General features: G+C 30.1%; 20 protein-coding genes and 1 tRNA gene. 4 read left to right on the plus strand and 17 right to left on the minus strand.

Features of this window, described 5'->3' with window-relative positions; genetic code table 11:
- The first annotated feature begins 314 nt into the window (after positions 1–314).
- Both J2Z24_RS15690 and J2Z24_RS15695 read left to right on the plus strand, forming a co-directional pair.
- On the plus strand, positions 315–1,511 hold the full coding sequence (locus tag J2Z24_RS15690) for a S8 family serine peptidase (RefSeq protein WP_035145473.1): 1,197 nt from the start codon (positions 315–317) through the stop codon (positions 1,509–1,511).
- A gap of 111 nt (positions 1,512–1,622) precedes the next feature.
- A complete protein-coding gene (locus tag J2Z24_RS15695) occupies positions 1,623–2,135 on the plus strand; it encodes a ferritin (protein WP_035145472.1) in 513 nt (170 codons plus the stop codon).
- Positions 2,136–2,211: 76 nt separating this feature from the next.
- Here the strand turns inward: J2Z24_RS15695 and J2Z24_RS15700 are convergent, their stop codons facing one another.
- The 16 genes from J2Z24_RS15700 to J2Z24_RS15775 all read right to left on the minus strand — a co-directional run bounded on the left by J2Z24_RS15700 (position 2,212) and on the right by J2Z24_RS15775 (position 16,528).
- Entirely contained in the window at positions 2,212–3,102 is an 891-nt protein-coding gene (locus J2Z24_RS15700; RefSeq protein WP_035145471.1) for a LysR family transcriptional regulator, read from the minus strand.
- 64 nt (positions 3,103–3,166) lie between these two features.
- Complete coding sequence (locus J2Z24_RS15705; RefSeq protein ID WP_035145469.1) at positions 3,167–4,912, minus strand: acetyl-CoA carboxylase carboxyl transferase subunit; 1,746 nt, start codon at positions 4,910–4,912, stop codon at positions 3,167–3,169.
- A gap of 12 nt (positions 4,913–4,924) precedes the next feature.
- Positions 4,925–6,265, minus strand: a complete 1,341-nt coding sequence (locus J2Z24_RS15710) for an acetyl-CoA carboxylase biotin carboxylase subunit (RefSeq protein ID WP_035145466.1) — start codon at positions 6,263–6,265, stop codon at positions 4,925–4,927.
- A gap of 4 nt (positions 6,266–6,269) precedes the next feature.
- Complete coding sequence (gene fabZ, locus J2Z24_RS15715; protein WP_035145465.1) at positions 6,270–6,701, minus strand: 3-hydroxyacyl-ACP dehydratase FabZ; 432 nt, start codon at positions 6,699–6,701, stop codon at positions 6,270–6,272.
- Between the two features lie 38 nt (positions 6,702–6,739).
- On the minus strand, positions 6,740–7,225 hold the full coding sequence (accB, locus tag J2Z24_RS15720) for an acetyl-CoA carboxylase biotin carboxyl carrier protein (protein ID WP_035145464.1): 486 nt from the start codon (positions 7,223–7,225) through the stop codon (positions 6,740–6,742).
- A gap of 2 nt (positions 7,226–7,227) precedes the next feature.
- Positions 7,228–8,466: a beta-ketoacyl-ACP synthase II gene (gene fabF, locus J2Z24_RS15725; RefSeq protein ID WP_035145463.1), complete on the minus strand. Its 1,239-nt coding sequence runs from the start codon at positions 8,464–8,466 to the stop codon at positions 7,228–7,230.
- A 27-nt stretch (positions 8,467–8,493) separates the two neighbouring features.
- Positions 8,494–9,246, minus strand: a complete 753-nt coding sequence (gene fabG, locus J2Z24_RS15730) for a 3-oxoacyl-[acyl-carrier-protein] reductase (RefSeq protein ID WP_035145461.1) — start codon at positions 9,244–9,246, stop codon at positions 8,494–8,496.
- 26 nt (positions 9,247–9,272) lie between these two features.
- A complete protein-coding gene (gene fabD / locus J2Z24_RS15735; protein WP_035145539.1) occupies positions 9,273–10,205 on the minus strand; it encodes an ACP S-malonyltransferase in 933 nt (310 codons plus the stop codon).
- A gap of 39 nt (positions 10,206–10,244) precedes the next feature.
- Entirely contained in the window at positions 10,245–11,180 is a 936-nt protein-coding gene (gene fabK / locus J2Z24_RS15740) for an enoyl-[acyl-carrier-protein] reductase FabK (RefSeq protein ID WP_035145459.1), read from the minus strand.
- Between the two features lie 10 nt (positions 11,181–11,190).
- A complete protein-coding gene (gene acpP / locus J2Z24_RS15745; protein ID WP_035145457.1) occupies positions 11,191–11,415 on the minus strand; it encodes an acyl carrier protein in 225 nt (74 codons plus the stop codon).
- A gap of 38 nt (positions 11,416–11,453) precedes the next feature.
- The gene (locus J2Z24_RS15750) at positions 11,454–12,461 is read right to left on the minus strand and encodes a beta-ketoacyl-ACP synthase III (protein ID WP_035145455.1); all 1,008 of its coding nucleotides are present in this window, start codon (positions 12,459–12,461) and stop codon (positions 11,454–11,456) included.
- 17 nt (positions 12,462–12,478) lie between these two features.
- The gene (locus J2Z24_RS15755; RefSeq protein ID WP_035145453.1) at positions 12,479–12,931 is read right to left on the minus strand and encodes a MarR family winged helix-turn-helix transcriptional regulator; all 453 of its coding nucleotides are present in this window, start codon (positions 12,929–12,931) and stop codon (positions 12,479–12,481) included.
- Positions 12,924–13,997 (minus strand): NAD(P)H-dependent flavin oxidoreductase, encoded by a 1,074-nt coding sequence (locus J2Z24_RS15760; protein WP_035145452.1) that lies wholly within the window; start codon positions 13,995–13,997, stop codon positions 12,924–12,926. The genes J2Z24_RS15755 and J2Z24_RS15760 overlap by 8 nt, the downstream gene beginning before the upstream one ends.
- Positions 13,998–14,151: 154 nt before the next feature.
- The gene (locus J2Z24_RS15765; RefSeq protein WP_035145450.1) at positions 14,152–14,793 is read right to left on the minus strand and encodes an amino acid ABC transporter permease; all 642 of its coding nucleotides are present in this window, start codon (positions 14,791–14,793) and stop codon (positions 14,152–14,154) included.
- A gap of 12 nt (positions 14,794–14,805) precedes the next feature.
- The gene (locus J2Z24_RS15770) at positions 14,806–15,618 is read right to left on the minus strand and encodes an amino acid ABC transporter substrate-binding protein (RefSeq protein WP_035145449.1); all 813 of its coding nucleotides are present in this window, start codon (positions 15,616–15,618) and stop codon (positions 14,806–14,808) included.
- A gap of 103 nt (positions 15,619–15,721) precedes the next feature.
- Entirely contained in the window at positions 15,722–16,528 is an 807-nt protein-coding gene (locus J2Z24_RS15775) for a M23 family metallopeptidase (RefSeq protein ID WP_051593137.1), read from the minus strand.
- A 178-nt stretch (positions 16,529–16,706) separates the two neighbouring features.
- Here J2Z24_RS15775 and J2Z24_RS15780 point away from each other — a divergent pair, with 178 nt between their 5' ends.
- Positions 16,707–17,684, plus strand: coding sequence for a DnaD domain protein (locus tag J2Z24_RS15780; protein ID WP_035145448.1), 978 nt, complete (start codon positions 16,707–16,709; stop codon positions 17,682–17,684).
- Positions 17,677–18,660: an ATP-binding protein gene (locus tag J2Z24_RS15785; RefSeq protein WP_035145447.1), complete on the plus strand. Its 984-nt coding sequence runs from the start codon at positions 17,677–17,679 to the stop codon at positions 18,658–18,660. Before J2Z24_RS15780 ends, J2Z24_RS15785 begins: the two co-directional genes overlap by 8 nt.
- Before the next feature lie 30 nt (positions 18,661–18,690).
- Here J2Z24_RS15785 and J2Z24_RS15790 read toward each other — a convergent pair.
- Positions 18,691–18,767: transfer RNA gene (locus tag J2Z24_RS15790), tRNA-Asp, on the minus strand.
- Positions 18,768–18,782: the final 15 nt, after the last annotated feature.

Raw genomic sequence — 18,782 nt, forward strand, 5'->3', positions numbered from 1 at the left:
CTACTAAATTTCCAAATTACTTACAGTTTTTGTATAATTCTTCCCCTTCAAGTGTATAGGCTATAGCCTCCGTCTTTGTTCATCCTCCATCTACACCAATAATATAATTCATATTTCTCTCCTTATAAATTATTATAAATTAATATTAATTTTATGTTTTTTCATATATAAAAAATCTTATAAGTATATTATACTAAAATTTTGAAATAATTACCATGAATTCATGTATAATTTTTCCGATTTTAACATTTTTATCACATTTTTACTTGCTTATGATTATAATATATAATGGAATTAATTATACGAGGTAATAAATGTTTATACTTAAAAGCAAACTAGACCCAAACCTAAAAAAGATTGTTAAAACAAAATCCTATAAAAATATAAGAATTCTTATTCACTGTAAAACATTACAAGAAAAAGCTGAAAATAAAATAAAAAGTTTTGGTGGAAAAATACTAAGAACTATTTCTTCTGTAAATTGTATATGCGCTATGGCCTCTCCAAAGGTAATAGATAGGCTTTTAGAATATCCTAACATAGATTATATAACTTTTGATTCATTTGCCTTTTTATGTGGAAAAAGTATATTATCTGCTAATAGTGTACCTGTTCAAGAAAGATATCGGCTTACTGGTAGAGGAATATGTATAGGACTAGTGGACAGTGGGGTATATCCTCACGCTGATTTACTTAATCCTAGTAATAAAATAAAGAGATTTGTTGATCTAATAAACGATTATAGATATCCTTATGATGATAATGGTCATGGTACATTCATTAGTGGCTTAATATGCGGTAGTGGTTACCTTTCTAAGGGATTGCATAAAGGTATCGCAGAAAATAGTAACATCTATTCAATAAAAGCCTTTAATAATTTAGGAAGAGGATATATATCTGATTTGCTATATTCTATTGAAAAATTAATAGCTGATAAAGATGAATTTAATATACGAATCATATGCCTTCCATGGGAAATAACAGACAATAATGATTTTACTCTATCTCTTTTTTCACAACTATTTAAAAAAGCTGTAAGTAAAGGAATTATAATTATAGTCCCATCAGGTCACAATGGAAATTATGAATGTTCTATGAGAGGAATTTCAATTTTAGATAACTGCATAACTGTAGGAGGCTTAGATACAACTTCTCCTTGTATAAAACCATATATAAATTCTTCTTGTGGTCCTGTAAATAAAAAAGATAAACCTGACTTATCCGCTGCTTGCGTAGATATTTGTTCTTTAAATTCGAACGCAAATTATATATCTGAAAAAAACGGCATTAAAATATATCCTCACACTTTAGAAACCCCTTATGCTTGCTTTACTGGTACTTCTTGTGCAGCTGCCTATGTAAGTGGAATATGTGCACTTCTATATGAAAATAATCCTAATTTAAGCTTTAAAGATATATGCTCTCTTTTAAAAGTTTCTTGTAAAATGTTAGATATACCAAAATGGGCACAAGGTGCTGGAACCATAGATTTAAATAAATTACTACCATAACAAAATTATATTAGCAATTTGTTCACAAATAAAATATTATATTTTAATTGAAATATATATAATTTATGGTAAAATGTAATAAAAAAACATATGAATGAGGTGAAATAAACTATGTTAAGTGAAAGCCTAAATAGTGCAATTAACGACCAGATAAATTATGAAATGTACTCCGAAAACATATACTTAGCTATGCAAGCTTATTGTTCATCATTGGATTTAGACGGTTTTGCTAATTTCTTCAAAGTTCAAGTACAAGAGGAAAGATTTCATGCAATGAAATTTTTTGATTATGTAAACCAAATGGGTGGAAGAGTAAAAATCGGTGCTATAGAATGTCCTGAAAATGAATATGAATCCATTCTCGATGTATTTAAAATCGCTTATGAACATGAACAAAAAGTTACTAGAAGAATATATAATTTAGCTGATATGGCTACTGAAGAAAGAGATCATGCTACTATGAGTTTTTTAAAATGGTTTATAGATGAGCAAGTAGAAGAAGAAAATACTTTTTCTACTTTAATAAGAAAACTAGAAAGAATCGGAAATGATTCTGCTAGTATATATATGCTAGATACAGAGCTTGCCCAAAGAACTTTTACTCCTCCAACAACTAATGCTTAATTTATAATAGTCTTTAAAATTAAAGTAGATTAAGATAAATAAAAGAATTTTACCACTTATTAAGAACAAAACTCTTTTATTTATCTTCTACTTCTTTTTTAGCAAAATCTATAAAATTTTTAAAAAGTCTAGCCATAAATTTATCTCTATGATAAATCAAACTAAATTTCCTTTTAATATGTTCATCAACTAATTTTATAGAACATAATCGTCCATCTAAGATTTCATTTTTTACACATCTTTTTGAAATACAAGCTACTCCAAGACCTGCTTCTACAGCCTTTTTAATAGCTTCTGTGTTTCCTAATTCAAAGGCAACTTCATAAGTTATGCCCCTTAAATTTAATATGTTTTCAAACACTTCTCTTGTTCCACTGCCGACTTCTCTCATTATAATTTTACTCTCATTAATTTTATCTATAGGTATGCTATCTAATTTGCTCCATTCATGGTCATTAGAAGCTATCATTATTAATTCATCTTGGCAAAAATCCTTTACAATTATATCTTCTTCATATATAGGCCCTTCAACAAAAGCAAAGTCTATTTTATTTTCTAAAATCATATTTGATATAATTTTAGTATTCTCTATGACTATTGATATATCTACTTTTTTATACTTGTTCATAAACTTACCAATTATATCTGGTAACACATATATTCCTATTGTAGTGCTTGCTCCAATTTTTATCTTTCCTTCAGATGAATTGTTAATATCACTTATCTTTCTAATTCCTTCATCATATATATTTATGATTCTTCTAACATAATTTAAGAAAATTTCTCCTTCATAAGTTAAATATAATTTTTTACTTATTCTATCAAATAATCTTACATTTAATTCCTTTTCCAATTCCTGTATAGCCTGACTTACAGCTGGTTGACTTATATATAAACTCTCAGCCACTTCAGTCATATTTAATTTAATAGCAACTTCATAAAATATTCTTAATTTTCTTTCGTTCATATTTATCACCAAAATTCCATAAAATAATAACTAAATAATATAAAATAGTTAACAGGATTTCCTGTTAACTATTGAAAAAAACACCCATGTTTCTAAATTTATTATATCTATTATCTAATAACTTATCTACAGATAATTTATTTAATTCATATAAGGTTTTTACTAAATCTTCTTTTATAGTAATAGCCATCTTATCTGGATTTCTACTAGCATCATTTAACGGTTCATCTAATATCTTATCAATTATTCCAAAGCTTTTTAAGTCTTGAGCAGTTATTTTCATTACTTTTGCTGCTTCTTCGGCTCTAGAAGCATCCTTCCACAATATACTAGCAAAACCTTCAGCTGATAGAACAGAGTATATAGAATTCTCTAACATCCAAACATTATCAGCAACAGCCAAAGCTAAAGCTCCTCCACTTCCACCTTCTCCTATAACTATAGATATAATAGGAGTTTTAAGTGCTGACATTTCTATTAAGTTTCTTGCAATAGCTTCACCTTGCCCTCTTTCTTCTGCTCCTATGCCGCAATAAGCTCCTGGCGTATCAACAAAACATATTACTGGTCTCTTAAACTTTTCAGCTTGTTTCATAAGTCTTAAAGCTTTTCTATACCCCTCTGGATTAGGCATTCCAAAATTTCTTTTTAAATTCTCTTTTAAATCTCTACCCTTTTGTTGTGCTACAACTGTTATTGGAATACCATTTAAAAAAGCTATCCCTCCAATTATGCAGCTATCATCACCAAAGTATCTATCTCCATGGAATTCAATAAACGAATGAAATATTTTATTTATATAATCTAGAGAAGTAGGCCTATCTATTTTTCTTACTACATTAAGTTTCTCCCAAGGACTTAAATTATTATTGCTTTTTTCTGCCTCTTCTTTATTTTCAAGTTTATTGTTGCAAATTATATCTTCTTGCAAACAATTTTTATTATGAATCTTTAATATTATCCCTAATGTATCTTTTAACTCTTTTCTTTTGACTATTTTATCTATAAAACCATGTTTTAATAAAAATTCCGCACTTTGAAATCCTTCTGGTAACTTTTGCTTTATTGTTTGCTCTATAACTCTCTTCCCCGCAAATCCTATAAGGGCACCTGGCTCTGCTAATATTATATCTCCAAGCATTGCAAAACTAGCCGTAACTCCACCTGTTGTTGGATCTGTCAGCACAGATATATATAATAATCCTTTTTCATTTAATCTTGACAATGCAGCACTGACTTTTGCCATTTGCATTAATGAATACATTCCTTCTTGCATTCTAGCTCCGCCGGAAGCGGTAAATATTATTAATGGTACTTCTTCTTCTATAGCTTTCTCTACTGCTCTGGTTATTTTCTCTCCAACTACTGATCCCATACTTCCCATGAGAAAGCTGCTATCCATAACACAAAGTACTGATTTTTCTCCTTTTATTTGCCCTATACCTGTAACCACAGCTTCATTTAAACCTGTACTATCTTTTAATTCTTCAATTTTTTCCTCATATCCTTCAAATGACAAAGGATTTAAAGTAGAAATATTCGAGTTTATTTCCTCCCAAGTTCCCTCATCTATTATTTGCTTTACTCTATCATAAGCTGATACCCTAAGATGGCACTTACAGAAACCACAAACTCTCAAGTTTTCTTCCAAATCTTTTGTGTAAATTATCTGCCCACATTTCTTACATTTAATCCACATTCCATCTGGAATATTTGGCTTTTGCAATTCTTCTTTATTATTTTTCATGGCATTTAAGCTTTGGGAACTAACGGTAATATATTTAGTTTTTTTAAAAAGCCCTTTAAACACCTAAATCATCTCCTATTTATGGTTTCTGCCTATAAAACCTGTATCATAATTTGCATTTATAAAATCCACATTATTTATAATTTTAAACTGGTAATCAATATTAGTTTTAATTCCACCTACCAAGAACTCCCCTAGTGCTCTTCGCATTTTGTTTATAGCTTCTTCTCTATCATTTCCATACACAATAAGTTTTGCTATCATAGAATCATAATTTGGTGGTATTATATATCCATCATAAAGAAAAGTATCAACCCTAACTCCTGGTCCTCCAGGCATAAACAATCCTTTTACTTTTCCTGGTGAAGGTCTAAAATCTTTTTCAGCATCCTCTGCATTTATTCTACATTCTATAGCATGCCCTTTGATTTCTATATCCTTTTGAGAAATGTTTAATTTTTCTCCTGATGCAATCCTTATTTGTTCCTTTATTAAATCTATCCCTGTAACTAATTCTGTTATTGGGTGCTCAACCTGAATTCTTGTATTCATTTCCATGAAATAAAAATTATTGTTTTTGTCGAGTAAAAATTCTATGGTTCCTGCATTTTTGTATCCTACATATTTAGCTGCCTTAATAGCTGCTTCCCCCATCTTTTCTCTTAACTGTTCCGTCATTATAGGACAAGGAGCTTCCTCTAGTACTTTCTGGTTTCTCCTTTGAATGGAGCAATCTCTTTCTCCTAAATAAACCACATTTCCGTAATTGTCAGCTAATATCTGAATTTCCACATGTCTTGGGTTTTCAAGATACTTTTCCATGTACATAGTATCATCACCAAAGGAAGCTTTAGCTTCTATCCTAGCTTTTTGTAAAGATACAAGAAGTTCATTTTCTGTTCTTACTATTCTAATTCCTCTACCTCCGCCCCCTGCGGAAGCTTTAATCATTACAGGATATCCTATTTTTTTAGCATTTTCTAACGCTTCTTCATCACTTAATATAGGCTTCTTAGATCCTGGTATAACTGGTACTCCTGCTTCCATCATCATAGCTCTTGCATTAGACTTATTTCCCATTTTATCTATAATATCAGCATCTGGTCCTATAAAAGTTATATTACACTCTCTACACATTTCAGCAAACTTGCTATTCTCTGAAAGAAATCCAAAACCTGGATGAATAGCCTCCGCTCCTGTGAGTACTGTAGCACTTAATATATTTTTTATATTTAAATAACTATCTTTAGGGGAAGGAGGCCCTATACACACTGATTCATCCGCCATTTCAACATGTAAAGAATCTTTATCAACAGTAGAATATACAGCTACTGTTTCTATGCCCATTTCCCTACAAGCTCTAACTATTCTAACTGCAATTTCTCCTCTATTTGCAATTAATATTTTTTTAAACATCCTATCACCCTATCATAACCATTATTTCTGCTTCTGCTGCTTTTTCTCCATTTACAGTAGCTACAGCACTAGCTATTCCTGCTGATCCTTTCAACTTTATTAGTTCAATTTCTAATTTTAGTACATCTCCAGGAACTACTTTCCTTCTAAATCTTGCTTTATTAATTCCTGCGAAGTATGCTATTTTATCCTTAAACTGCTCAAGGCTTAAAACTGCTACTGCTCCTACCTGTGCTAATGCTTCTATTATCAACACACCTGGCATTACAGGTTCCTTAGGGAAATGTCCTTGAAAAAAATATTCATTCATAGTCACATTTTTATATCCAATAGCTTTTTTTCCTGGCTCTAATTGTACTATTTTATCTACTAATAAAAACGGATATCTATGTGGTATTATCTTCATTATATCCTTTATATTCAATTCTTTTTCCATTAACTCACCTTCATTAATAATATTTTAACATATAAACTTTAAGGTTTAATTTTAAATAACGGCTGGCCATATTCTACCATATCCCCATCTCTAACTAATATATCTACTATTTCTCCATCAACATCACTTTCTATCTCATTCATTAATTTCATAGCTTCTATGATACATAAAGTATCTCCTTTTTTTATCTTAGTTCCAACTTTTACAAAAGATTCTTTATCTGGTGCTGGTGATCCATAAAATGTTCCAACTATAGGTGAATTCACCATAGTCACATTTACATCATTTGCTTCTGAATTCTCATCTAAACTTTCACTAGCAATATCTTCTTTATTAATCTTAACTTCTTCTATACTACCATTTTGTGAACTTATAATTTCTTTTTTATCCTGAAAACTTTCCAAATATATTTTCTCTGTATCTTTTTTCATCTTTATAGATACACCGTTTTCTTCAATTTCTAAGTCTGTAATCTTCGAATCACTCATTACTTTTATTAATTCAGCAATGCCTTTAAAATCCATATCTATTCACTCCATTTTTTTAATAGAATTACTGCATTATGTCCACCAAATCCTAGAGAATTGGACATAACATAATTCAATTCTTTTTCCCTACCTTCATTAGGTACATAATCTAAATCACATTCCTCATCTGCTACTTTATATCCAATAGTAGGAGGAATGAAGTTATCTTCCATGGCTTTAATTGATGCAACAGCCTCTACTGCTCCTGCTGCTCCTAAAAGATGACCGGTCATTGACTTTGTTGAACTTATAGGTATTTCTTTAGCATAATCACCAAATACAGTCTTTATTGCCGCTGTTTCAAATTTATCATTAGGTTCTGTTCCTGTTCCATGTGCATTTATATAAGAAACATCTGATGGATTTATATCTGCTTCTTCTATGGCAATCTTCATAGCTCTTGCAGCACCTTCCCCTTCCGGTGCTGGAGATGTTATATGATAAGCATCGCAGGTTGCTCCATATCCTACTACTTCTGCATATATTTTAGCATTTCTAGCTTTAGCATGCTCTAATGATTCAAGTATAACTATTCCTGCTCCTTCTCCCATAACAAATCCATTTCTTTCTTTATCGAAAGGAATGGATGCTCTTTTAGGATCTGTACTTTTACTAAGGGCAGTAATTGATATAAATCCTGCTATAGAAAGAGGCGTAATTGAAGCTTCACTTCCTCCCGCTATTATAATATCAGCTGATCCATTTTGTATCATTCTATAAGCTTCTCCTATACAATTTGTTCCTGTAGAACAAGCCGTTACTACTGTAGTACATATTCCTTTAGCTCCAAATTTTATTGCTATATTTCCAGCTGCCATATTGCTTATTATCATTGGAATAAACAATGGATGTACTCTATTAGGACCTTTTTCTAAAAGAGTTTGCTGTTGTTTTTCAATAGTTCCTATTCCACCTATTCCTGACCCTACAACTACTCCAAATTTTTCTTTTTCTATTTTTTCTAAATCTATATTTGCATCTTCAATTGCTTCAGCTGCTGCTGCTACAGCAAATTGACAGAATCTATCCATTCTCTTTGCTTCTCTTTTGTCTATTGTGTCTTCTGGATTGAAGCCTTTAACTTCTGCAGCAAGTTTAGCTTTAAAGTTTTCTATATCAAATGCTTTAATAAAATCTATACCACAAACTCCGTTTTTTAAGCTGTTCCAAAAAGTTTCTACATTATTTCCTACAGGAGTTATAGCACCCATACCTGTAACAACTACTTTTCTTTTCACTTTTCATACCAACCTTTCTTTAAATAATTAAATAACCATTCCTCCGTCTACATTTAAAACTTGACCTGTAATATAAGAAGAATTATCTGAAGATAAGAATGCTACAACTTCCGCCACATCTTCAGCCTTTCCAAATCTCTTTAAAGGAATATTAGCCAATGCCCCTTCCTTTACTTTCTCTGAAAGTGAGTCTGTCATATCTGTTTCTATAAATCCTGGAGCTACTGCATTCACATTTATTCCTCTTGAAGCTAATTCCTTTGCTGCTGACTTTGTAAGTCCTATAATTCCTGCCTTAGCAGCTGCATAATTTGCCTGACCTGCATTACCTGTAATACCTATTACTGAAGATATATTTATTATTTTCCCATATCTTTGTTTAAGCATTATAGATGAAGCATGCCTTATACAATTAAATGCTCCTTTTAAATTAACTTGTATTACTTTATCAAAGTCTTCCTCTTTCATTCTCATTAAAAGCCCATCTGCTGTAATTCCAGCATTATTTACTAATATGTCTAAGGATCCAAATTCTTCTACTGCAGCTTTAATTATTTTTTCTGCATCCTTAAAATTACTAACATCCCCTTGAACCGCAATAGCTTTTACTCCTCTAGATTCTATTTCTTTTATTATATCTTCAACTACATTAGCACTATTTCTATAATTTACTACTATGTTTGCACCAATTTCTGCAAGCTTTAATGCTATAGCTCTTCCTATTCCTCTGCTTCCACCTGTAACTACAGCCGTCTTTCCTTGTAATATTTTATTGCACATACTAATTATCCACTCCACCTAAAATATTATTTTTTTAATCCAATTAATGCTTTCTCTAGTGACTTAATATCTTCTATATTATAAACTTCTACTTTTCTATTAACTTTCCTTACAAATGCACTTAATATTTTTCCCGGCCCTATTTCTACAAAAGTAGTTACTCCATCTTTCATCATAGTATTTATTGTTTGTTGCCATCTTACGGTACTCATTACTTGCTTTTTTAAAGTTTCCTTTATATTAAACTCATCCAAATAATCTCCTGTTATATTAGTTAGTAAAGGAATATTAGATTTTGAAAAAGTTATAGTATTTAATTCTTTTTCTAGTCTTTCTGCAGCTTTAACTAACATAGAACTATGAAATGGACCACTTACATTAAGCATAACTGCTTTTGTAGCTCCTTTTTCTTTAGAAATTTCGCAGGCACGTTTTAATGCTTCTATTTCTCCAGCTATTACAATCTGTCCAGGACAATTAAAATTAGCTGGTTCAACTATGCCAACTTTTGAGGCTTCTTTACACACATCATAAATATCCTCTTCCTTAAGTCCTATTACTGCTGCCATACCTCCAATTCCTTCTGGAACAGCCTCTTGCATATATTTTCCCCTCTTTTGTACAAGTTTAACTGCATCTATAAAATTTAATCTTTTACTACATACAAGTGCTGAATATTCTCCAAGGCTTAGCCCTGCCACTAAATCAGGTTGTATTCCTTCATTCTCTAGTATTCTAAGTGCTCCAATACTAGTAGTTAAAATAGCTGGTTGAGTTACTTCTGTCTTGGTTAACTCCTCTTCAGGTCCCTTAAAACACAAATTACTTATACTAAACTCAAGTGCTTTATCTGACTCATCAAATATATTTCTACATTCTGAAAAATTATCATATAATTCTTTTCCCATTCCCACATACTGAGCGCCTTGACCTGGAAAAAGAAATGCTATCTTCCTTATTTCCTCCATAATTCTTCTCCAATCCTGATATTTTAAAACCTATGAAAAATCTATATTATTTAATAAGCCTTCTAAATCAAACATTTCTTCTATTATTTCCTTGCAAGATTCTTCCTTTAAAATAAGTCCTGCTATCTGTCCTGCCATTACAGATCCATTATCTGTATCTCCTTCTTTAACAGCTTTCACTAGTGCTCCTTTTCCAAGTTCATCAAACTGTTCCATTGACGTATCTTCCTTTTCAAGTAGCTGAAATTGCCTTGATAGTCTATTTCTAAGAACCCTTACAGGATGCCCTGTACTTCTTCCTGTTACTACAGTATCTATGTCTTTTGCATTTATAACTTTATTCTTATAATTTTGATGTACTGTACACTCTTTTGCTACTAGGAATCTAGTTCCCACCTGAACTCCTGAAGCTCCTAACATAAAAGATGCCGCTACTCCTCTTTTATCTCCTATTCCACCAGCAGCAATAACAGGTATATTTACTGCATCAACAACCTGTGGAACTAAAGCCATAGTAGTAAGCTCTCCTACATGTCCTCCTGATTCACATCCTTCTGCTATTACGGCATCTACTCCTGCCTTTTCCATTCTTTTTGCTAAAGCTACAGATGCTACTACAGGAATTACTTTTACCCCATGTTCTTTCCACATGCTTATATACTTTCCTGGACTTCCTGCTCCTGTAGTAACTACTTTTACACCTTCTTCACAAACAAGTTTAGCAACCTCTTCAGCATTAGAACTTAAAAGCATTATATTTACACCAAAAGGCTTATCTGTTAATTTTTTTGCTTTCCTTATCTCTTCTCTTACTACTTCCACTGGAGCATTTCCTGAAGCTATAATGCCAAGACCACCAGCATTGGATACTGCAGCAGCTAATGAACTGTCTGCAATCCAAGCCATAGCTCCTTGAATAATTGGATATTGTATCCCTATCATATTGCACAATATATTATTCTTCATAGTTATCCTCCTACTCAGCAATTCTATCCTTTACAAATTTAACCGCATCTCCTACTGTCTTTATTGTTTCTGCATCTTCTATTTGAATATCAAATTCTTCTTCTATCTCTATTACTATCTGAAAAAGGTCCAATGAATCTACTCCTAATTCTTCAAAAGATGTCTCCATTGTTAAAGTTTCTACATCAATAGTTAATTGTTCTCCTATTATGTTCTTTATTTTTTCAAATACCATTTTCATACCTCCAAAAATTAAATTTAGTTATCCTATGATTATGTTGTCCATTCTACTATAGTTCCTCCCCAAGTAAGCCCTCCACCAAAACCAACCATAAGTATTTTATCTCCCTTTTTTAATAAGCCTTGTTTATTCATTTCATCCAAAGCTATAGGTATACTAGCACCAGAAGTATTACCGTAGTGCTGTAAATTTACATAAAATTTTTCTTTATCAACTTTTAGCTTTTTTATCATATGCTCTATTATTCTTAAATTTGCTTGATGGGGAACTATATACTTGATTTGTTCTATAGTTAGTTTAGATTCATTAAGAAGATTTTCTATAGTATCTTCTATAACTTTTACTGCGAATTTAAATATTTCTCGCCCTTCCATTGTTAAATATTCACTTTTTTCTATATATTCATTTCCACATTGATATATTTTCTCTTTTAATGATTTGTTATTTATATCTAAAGGAGCTGCATCACATTTTAAAAGATTTGCTCCCTTGCCATTTGAAGCGGTATATATATTAATTAATCCCTTTTTTTCTGAAGAGCTCAAAATAGCAGCTCCAGCACCATCTCCAAATAATACACAAGTACTTCTATCATTCCAGTTTAATATTTTAGATAAAGTTTCTGCTCCTATAACTAAAGCATTCTTTTTAGCTCCGTTTTTAATAAACTGATAGGCTATATTTAATCCATATATAAAACCAGAACAAGCTGCTGATATATCAAAACAAGTAGCATTAACTGCACCTATTTTATCTTGAATAATACAAGCCGTTGAAGGTGTATAACAATCCGGCGTAGCAGTTGCTACTATAATTAAATCTAAATCTTCTGGCTTTATAAAACAACTTTCTATAGCCTTTAGAGCAGCTTTAGCCCCTATACTAGAAGTATTTTCTCCATTGGTTACTCTTCTTTCTAATATTCCTGTTCTAGATCTTATCCATTCATCATTTGTGTCTATAACAGTAGATAATTCATCATTAGTAACTACCCTATCAGGTACATAGCTTCCAGTGGCTATAATCTGTACTTCTTTCATTCATTAAGTCTCCTTTTTTAATCTTTTAAATCATACTTACTTTTAAAAAATTCATTTAACTTCTCCAAAGAACTTATAAGAACTTCTTCCTCATCTTCTGTTAAACCCGATATAGTTTCTTTTACCATATCTGAATGAAATTTTTTATGAATTCTATATGCTAATTTACCTTTTTTAGTGAGACTAATATACACAATTCTTCTATCTTCTTCTGATCTACTTCTTTCTACATATTCTTTTCTCACTAAATGATTAATTGCTGTACTTAAAGTACCTACAGTAATTTTTAAATCTGTGGCTACTTCAGACATAGTTCTTTTATTATACATTCCTATTGCATCTATAGTATGAATTTCTGTCACAGATAAATCTTTAAACTCTCCTGATTGGAGAGCATTTTGTTCTATAATAAGTATGTCATTAAATATATCCACTAATAATTCATTTAAAACATGAATTGATTTACTCATATTCCATCACTTCTCTAACAAGCTCCTTCATAAGTTCTCTTACAGTAATAATTTCTTTCATTCTATATCCATTGCTTCCAGTAAAAATCAATCCTTCTTCTATATTTCCCTCTGCTGCATTAATTAAAGCTTTTGATATGCAATAAATTGTATCATTAGGATTACATTTTTTTAAACAATTAAAACATCTATCAACAGTTTCTCTATCTTTTTGTACTTTCTCAATAAATTTATTTTTTATAGCTCTTCCAGGCAATCCAACTGGACTCTTTATTATATTAATATCTTCTTTAGTAGCATTTATAAATGCTCTTTTATAATTTATATCTGCATCACATTCTTCTGTACATATAAATCTTGTTCCCATTTGAACACCGGAAGCTCCTAGTTTTAAAAATTTACCTATATCTTCTCCCGTGTATATTCCTCCTGCTGCTATTACAGGTATTTTCTTTCTACTTATATCTTCATATTGTTTCACTACTTCTATTACATCTTTTACTATTTCTTCTAAACTAGGTTTTTTAGTATCTAAAAGCTCCTCTAAATGAAATCCAAGATGTCCTCCTGCTTCCGGTCCTTCTACCACAATAAAATCCGGAATATAGGAGTGTTTTTCATACCATATTTTGCACATAATCTTAGCAGCTTTTCCTGATGAAACTATAGGTGCTATTTTAGTATTACTACCCTTTATGAGTTTAGGTAAGCTTGTTGGTAATCCGGCACCTGATATTATTACATCTATTCCTGAATCAACAGCAGCAGTTACCATTTCCTCATAGTTGTTCATGGCTACCATTAGATTTAAACCTATAACACCATTAGGACTTAATTTTCTTGCTGTTCTTATTTCATTTTTTAAAGCTCTTATATTAGCATCTTTGCTATTGGTTTTGAAATCATGTTCTCTAAATCCTATCTGTACTCCTGATATAACTCCTATTCCACCTTCATTAGCTACTGCAGAAGCAAGTTTTGAAAGTGACACACCTATGCCCATTCCTCCTTGGATAATAGGAACTTTTACTTCTAAATCACCAATTTGCAAAGGAGATATTCTCATATAATCTCCTCCCCATTTTTTGATTATCAAATATTTTGATAGTCAAAGTATATACTTAAAAAATTTTTTTGTCAATAACATCGTCCTTAAAAAGGAAATAGTAGAAAAATTTTACATAAAAATTCTTCTACTATTACTCTAACCTTTAATTACATTATTCAAAATAAGAGCATTTTTTCTCCAAACCTTTAAATACTATTACTACAATTGAATTCAAACATAAATATATTAATGCTGAAATAAAAAAAGGAGTTATAGTAAAATCTCTAGTAAGAACTTCTTTAGATGCTCTTAATATTTCTTCCATACCTATAGTAGCTACCAAAGCTGTGTCCTTAACTAAACTTATACCCTCATTACATGTAGAAGGTATGCTCCTTCTTACTCCTTGAGGTATTATTACTCTTCTCATAATCTGATAATAACTCATTCCTAAAGCTTTAGCAGCTTCATATTGACCTTTATCCACAGACTGAAAACCTGCTCTAAAAATTTCAGTTAAATATGCACCATAATTTAATGTAAATGCTATTGAAGCTGCTGTAAAACGACTTAATTTTATACCTATAACAGGTAGTCCAAAATATATAAAAAATAATTGTAATAACAAAGGTGTTCCTCTAAATATCCAAGTATATATACCAATAACATTATTACATATCTTGCTTTTAGATATCTTAACTAAAGATAATACGCCACCTAAAGGAACGGCTAACATAAATACTACTAAAAATAACTTTATTGTTACAATACTCCCTTTTAATATAAAAAGAGCTGTTCCATTAATATAGGACATTTTAAATCACTCCTATTTTATAAATAGGTCTTTTCCAAACCATTTTTCTGACAATTTAGCCGTAGTTCCATCTGCTTTCATCTGATCTAAAATCTTGTCCAATTCCTGCCTAAAAGAAACATCTGCCTTTCTTACTCCAACTCCCATTGCTTGTTGCCCAAAATTATCCTGAAGAAACTTATAACTTCCTCCCTTTTTATTACCATAATATCTTCCTACAATCTCATCTATAACAACAGCATCTACTCTACCAATTTTTAAATCCATTAATGCTTCTGCATAATTACCATACTTTTTTATTTGCTTAAAAGTTTTCATTATATCTGGCTCTGTTTTTATTGCATCTTCACTAGTGCTTCCCATTTGAATGGCTACTATCTTTCCATCTAAATCTTTTTTGTTTTTTATTGATGAATTATTTTGTACCATAACTACTTGTTTATCATTTATATAAGGCTTACTAAATCCTATTTGTTCTTTCCTCTTTTCAGTAATACTTAATCCATTCCAGATTACATCTATATCTTTATTATTCAAGCTCATTATTACTCCATCCCACTCAACTGGTTTAAATATTACTTTTACCCCCATCCTTTTGCCTAATTCTTTTGCTAAATCAATATCGAGTCCAACAATTTCTCCATTTTCATCCCTAAATCCCATTGGGGCAAATGTGTCGTCTAATCCAACTACAAATTCTCCCTTGTTCTTTATTTCTTCTAATGATTTGTCTTTCTTATTAGCATTTGAACTATTGCCACATCCTACTAAAACCATACTTACTACGAATACTGATGTTAATATTGATATAAATCTTTTTTTCATTTACTCTTCCCCCTCTTATTACTTTACAAATTAAATATATTTCACATTATAATTTAGTGCACTAAATTTGTAAAGCGATAATTTATGAAATTATATTTTTTATTTATTTTAAATAAATTTGAGGGTCCTGTGGTATACCATTCTTTCTTACTTCAAAATGAAGGTGTGGTCCTGTACTTCTTCCTGTGCTTCCAACTTCGGCAATCTTTTTACCTTTCTTTATGTATTCATCTTTTTCTACTAATAATTTACTACAATGACCATATATAGTTATCATATTATCTCCATTATCTATCTTTATAAAATTTCCATAACCATCTTCCCACCCAGAAAAAATTACTTTACCTGGGAAAACACAATGTATAGGAGTTCCAGCAGGTGCAGCTATATCTATACCATTGTGCATTCTACCCCACCTCTCACCAAAATGTGAAGAAATAGTTCCTCTTGATAATATAGTTGACTTACTATTATTTATAGTATTGTTTCCTTTTACCGTAAAACTTATAGGCCAAATATTATCATGTCCATTCATTATTGTAGATGCATAATGCTGTACTCCTTTTAGCTTATCTTTTGATACATTAGCTTTATAATAAGTAATCTTATTATTAAGCTTTATTTCCACTCTGTCTTTTATTCCTGACTTTTTTATACATTGACCTTTTATAATATCAAGTAACTTCTTTATATCTTCCTTTTTTTCTAATATAGCTACTTCTTTTCCATCAGACTTAACTATTATCCCCTCCTTTAATGAACTTTCTATTTTTTTCTCTTGTAAAACTTCTTTAGATTTTTTGACCTCATAATTAAGTTTACTCATATTGCTTAATGAAAGTATTGTAAATATAAAAGTAAACATAACTATAACTGATATAAATATAGTCTTAAACTTATTTTTTATCATAAATCATTCCCCTTTAACAATATTTTTTAGAAATAAAAGTCATTTTTATATATTTTATGCAATTTTATAAAAATTATAATACTTTATTAATAAAAGGCTTAGTTGAGATAGTAAATATACTTTGCTATAATTAGATGATGCTAATTAAAATGTACTTAATTATAAGGGAGGTTATAAAATGAGTACTTTTGTGTTTAAAAATAGAAATTGGAATTATACTCCCGTTAGTAACGTTTTTATTGATAAATATATGCCTAGAGCTCGTGGAGAATTTGTAAAGGTATATTTATTAGGTCTAAAATATTGTGTATCTGGCGAACTTGGAGTTAATTCTTCTATAATGGCAAGTACTTTACATTTATTAGAAACTGATGTTTTAAATGCTTGGTGTTATTGGAATGATGAAGGTATTATAAAGATGATTCCTTTAGATAATATGGGAAATTTCACAATAGAGTTTTTAAGTATAGATGATTCTGTTGAAAATGCTTCTAATGAAATAAATCTTTTAGAAGAACTAAATAATACTTCTACTAAAGACATGCTTCAAGATATTGAAAAACTAATAGGAAGACCTTTATCTAATAAAGAAATGACTATGTATATAGGATGGATTAAAGACTATAATTTTCTACCTGAAATTATTTTATTATTAATTCAATATTGTGTATCTAAAGGTAAAACTGACTACAGATATATTGAAACCATTGCAATTGCATGGTATGATGCTAAAATAAAAACTGTAGAAGACGCTCAAAATTTCATAAAGAAACATGAAGATAAATGGACTAGTATAAGAAAAATTTTAAATTACATAGGTATAAAAGATGCAGAAGTAATGAAACCGCAAGAAGACATGTTAACTAAATGGCTATATACCTATAGCTTTTCTTTAGAAATTATATTTAAAGCTTGTGATATATGTTTTCAAAGAATAAATAAAGCAGACTTTAGATATATAGATGGTATATTAAGCAGTTGGTATAAAGAAGGATTAAAGACTGTGGAAGATGTTGAGAAAAAAGATAATAAAAAAGTCTTTAAAAAATCTGGTAACTTTAAAGCTAAATTAGATAACTTTAATAACTATGAACAACGAAACTATGACTTTGACAAATTAGAAAAAAAATTGTTAGGATGGGATAATAATGATTAAAGGTTATCAGGAAGAAGTTCTAAAAATATACGAAGATATTCGTAATTTTGAACAAGAATCTCTTGTAAAAAGAAAAGATGAAATAAATAAAAAAGCACCTACAATAATAGATATTGAAAAAAAGATTGCTAAACTTTCACTAGAGCTTTCTATAAATATATTAAAAAACAAAGAAAATTTAGAGGAGTATTTAAAAGAAACTAAAGAAAAAATTACAGATTTAAAGATAAAAAAATCTGAACTTTTAGTTGCTAACGGATATCCTATAGATTTTTTAGAAATACATTATAATTGTACTAAATGTAAAGATACAGGATTTATAGGACCTTTAAAATGTGAATGTTATAAGAAAAATCTTATAAAAGTTTTGTATAAAAATTCCGAATTAAATTATATATTAAAAAGAGATAATTTCGGTAATTTTAATTTTCAATATTTTTCTCCATATAAAAATCCCAATGAACCAGAAAGTCCTAGAAAAAACATTGAAAAAATAATGAATGTTGTTTGGAGCTTTATTGAAAATTTTTCTTCTTCTGATGAGAATCTCTTATTCTATGGAGATTCTGGTACAGGAAAAAGTTTTTTAGCTAACTGTGTTGCCAAAGAATTATTAGACAAAGGACATATGGTAATATATAGAACTGCTGTTGATTTAATTCGAGATCTAAAAGAAATAAAATTTAATTCAGAAGAATATTTAGAGGAACTTCTTATAAATTGTGATCTTCTTATAATTGATGATTTGGGAACAGAATCTTTAAACGAATTTTCTAAAATGGAGTTATTTAATTTATTAAATAGAAAATTATTAAAAAGAAAAAAAATGCTTATATCCACCAATTTTTCAATAGAAGCCTTATTAAAAACTTACTCTGAAAGAATATCTTCTAGACTCCTAGGTAATTTTACTTTATGTAAGTTTTATGGTGATGATATAAGAGTAAAAATAAATATGAATAGAAAAAAACAATAAAAAAATACACCTTACTTGGTGTATTTTTTTTGGCGACCCAGAAGGGACTCGAACCCTCGACCTCCGGCGTGACAGGCCGGCACTCTAACCAACTGAGCCACTGGGCCATATTATATGGTGGG

It is taken from the genome of Clostridium tetanomorphum (assembly GCF_017873215.1).
Classification (GTDB): domain Bacteria; phylum Bacillota; class Clostridia; order Clostridiales; family Clostridiaceae; genus Clostridium_AO; species Clostridium_AO tetanomorphum.

What these genes read in the sequence shown, in the direction of transcription:
- J2Z24_RS15700 (WP_035145471.1), bottom strand. Translation starts at nt 3,102, where the DNA reads ATGAACGAAAGAAAATTAAGAATATTTTATGAAGTTGCTATTAAATTA.
- J2Z24_RS15780 (WP_035145448.1), top strand. Translation starts at nt 16,707, where the DNA reads ATGAGTACTTTTGTGTTTAAAAATAGAAATTGGAATTATACTCCCGTT.
- fabZ (WP_035145465.1), bottom strand. Translation starts at nt 6,701, where the DNA reads ATGGAAAAAGAATTGAATATAAAGGATATAATGAAGATAATACCACAT.
- accB (WP_035145464.1), bottom strand. Translation starts at nt 7,225, where the DNA reads ATGGATTTTAAAGGCATTGCTGAATTAATAAAAGTAATGAGTGATTCG.
- J2Z24_RS15710 (WP_035145466.1), bottom strand. Translation starts at nt 6,265, where the DNA reads ATGTTTAAAAAAATATTAATTGCAAATAGAGGAGAAATTGCAGTTAGA.
- J2Z24_RS15760 (WP_035145452.1), bottom strand. Translation starts at nt 13,997, where the DNA reads ATGAGAATATCTCCTTTGCAAATTGGTGATTTAGAAGTAAAAGTTCCT.
- fabG (WP_035145461.1), bottom strand. Translation starts at nt 9,246, where the DNA reads ATGTGCAATAAAATATTACAAGGAAAGACGGCTGTAGTTACAGGTGGA.
- J2Z24_RS15775 (WP_051593137.1), bottom strand. Translation starts at nt 16,528, where the DNA reads ATGATAAAAAATAAGTTTAAGACTATATTTATATCAGTTATAGTTATG.
- acpP (WP_035145457.1), bottom strand. Translation starts at nt 11,415, where the DNA reads ATGGTATTTGAAAAAATAAAGAACATAATAGGAGAACAATTAACTATT.
- J2Z24_RS15750 (WP_035145455.1), bottom strand. Translation starts at nt 12,461, where the DNA reads ATGAAAGAAGTACAGATTATAGCCACTGGAAGCTATGTACCTGATAGG.
- J2Z24_RS15690 (WP_035145473.1), top strand. Translation starts at nt 315, where the DNA reads ATGTTTATACTTAAAAGCAAACTAGACCCAAACCTAAAAAAGATTGTT.
- J2Z24_RS15770 (WP_035145449.1), bottom strand. Translation starts at nt 15,618, where the DNA reads ATGAAAAAAAGATTTATATCAATATTAACATCAGTATTCGTAGTAAGT.
- J2Z24_RS15695 (WP_035145472.1), top strand. Translation starts at nt 1,623, where the DNA reads ATGTTAAGTGAAAGCCTAAATAGTGCAATTAACGACCAGATAAATTAT.
- J2Z24_RS15755 (WP_035145453.1), bottom strand. Translation starts at nt 12,931, where the DNA reads ATGAGTAAATCAATTCATGTTTTAAATGAATTATTAGTGGATATATTT.
- J2Z24_RS15785 (WP_035145447.1), top strand. Translation starts at nt 17,677, where the DNA reads ATGATTAAAGGTTATCAGGAAGAAGTTCTAAAAATATACGAAGATATT.
- fabK (WP_035145459.1), bottom strand. Translation starts at nt 11,180, where the DNA reads ATGAAGAATAATATATTGTGCAATATGATAGGGATACAATATCCAATT.
- J2Z24_RS15765 (WP_035145450.1), bottom strand. Translation starts at nt 14,793, where the DNA reads ATGTCCTATATTAATGGAACAGCTCTTTTTATATTAAAAGGGAGTATT.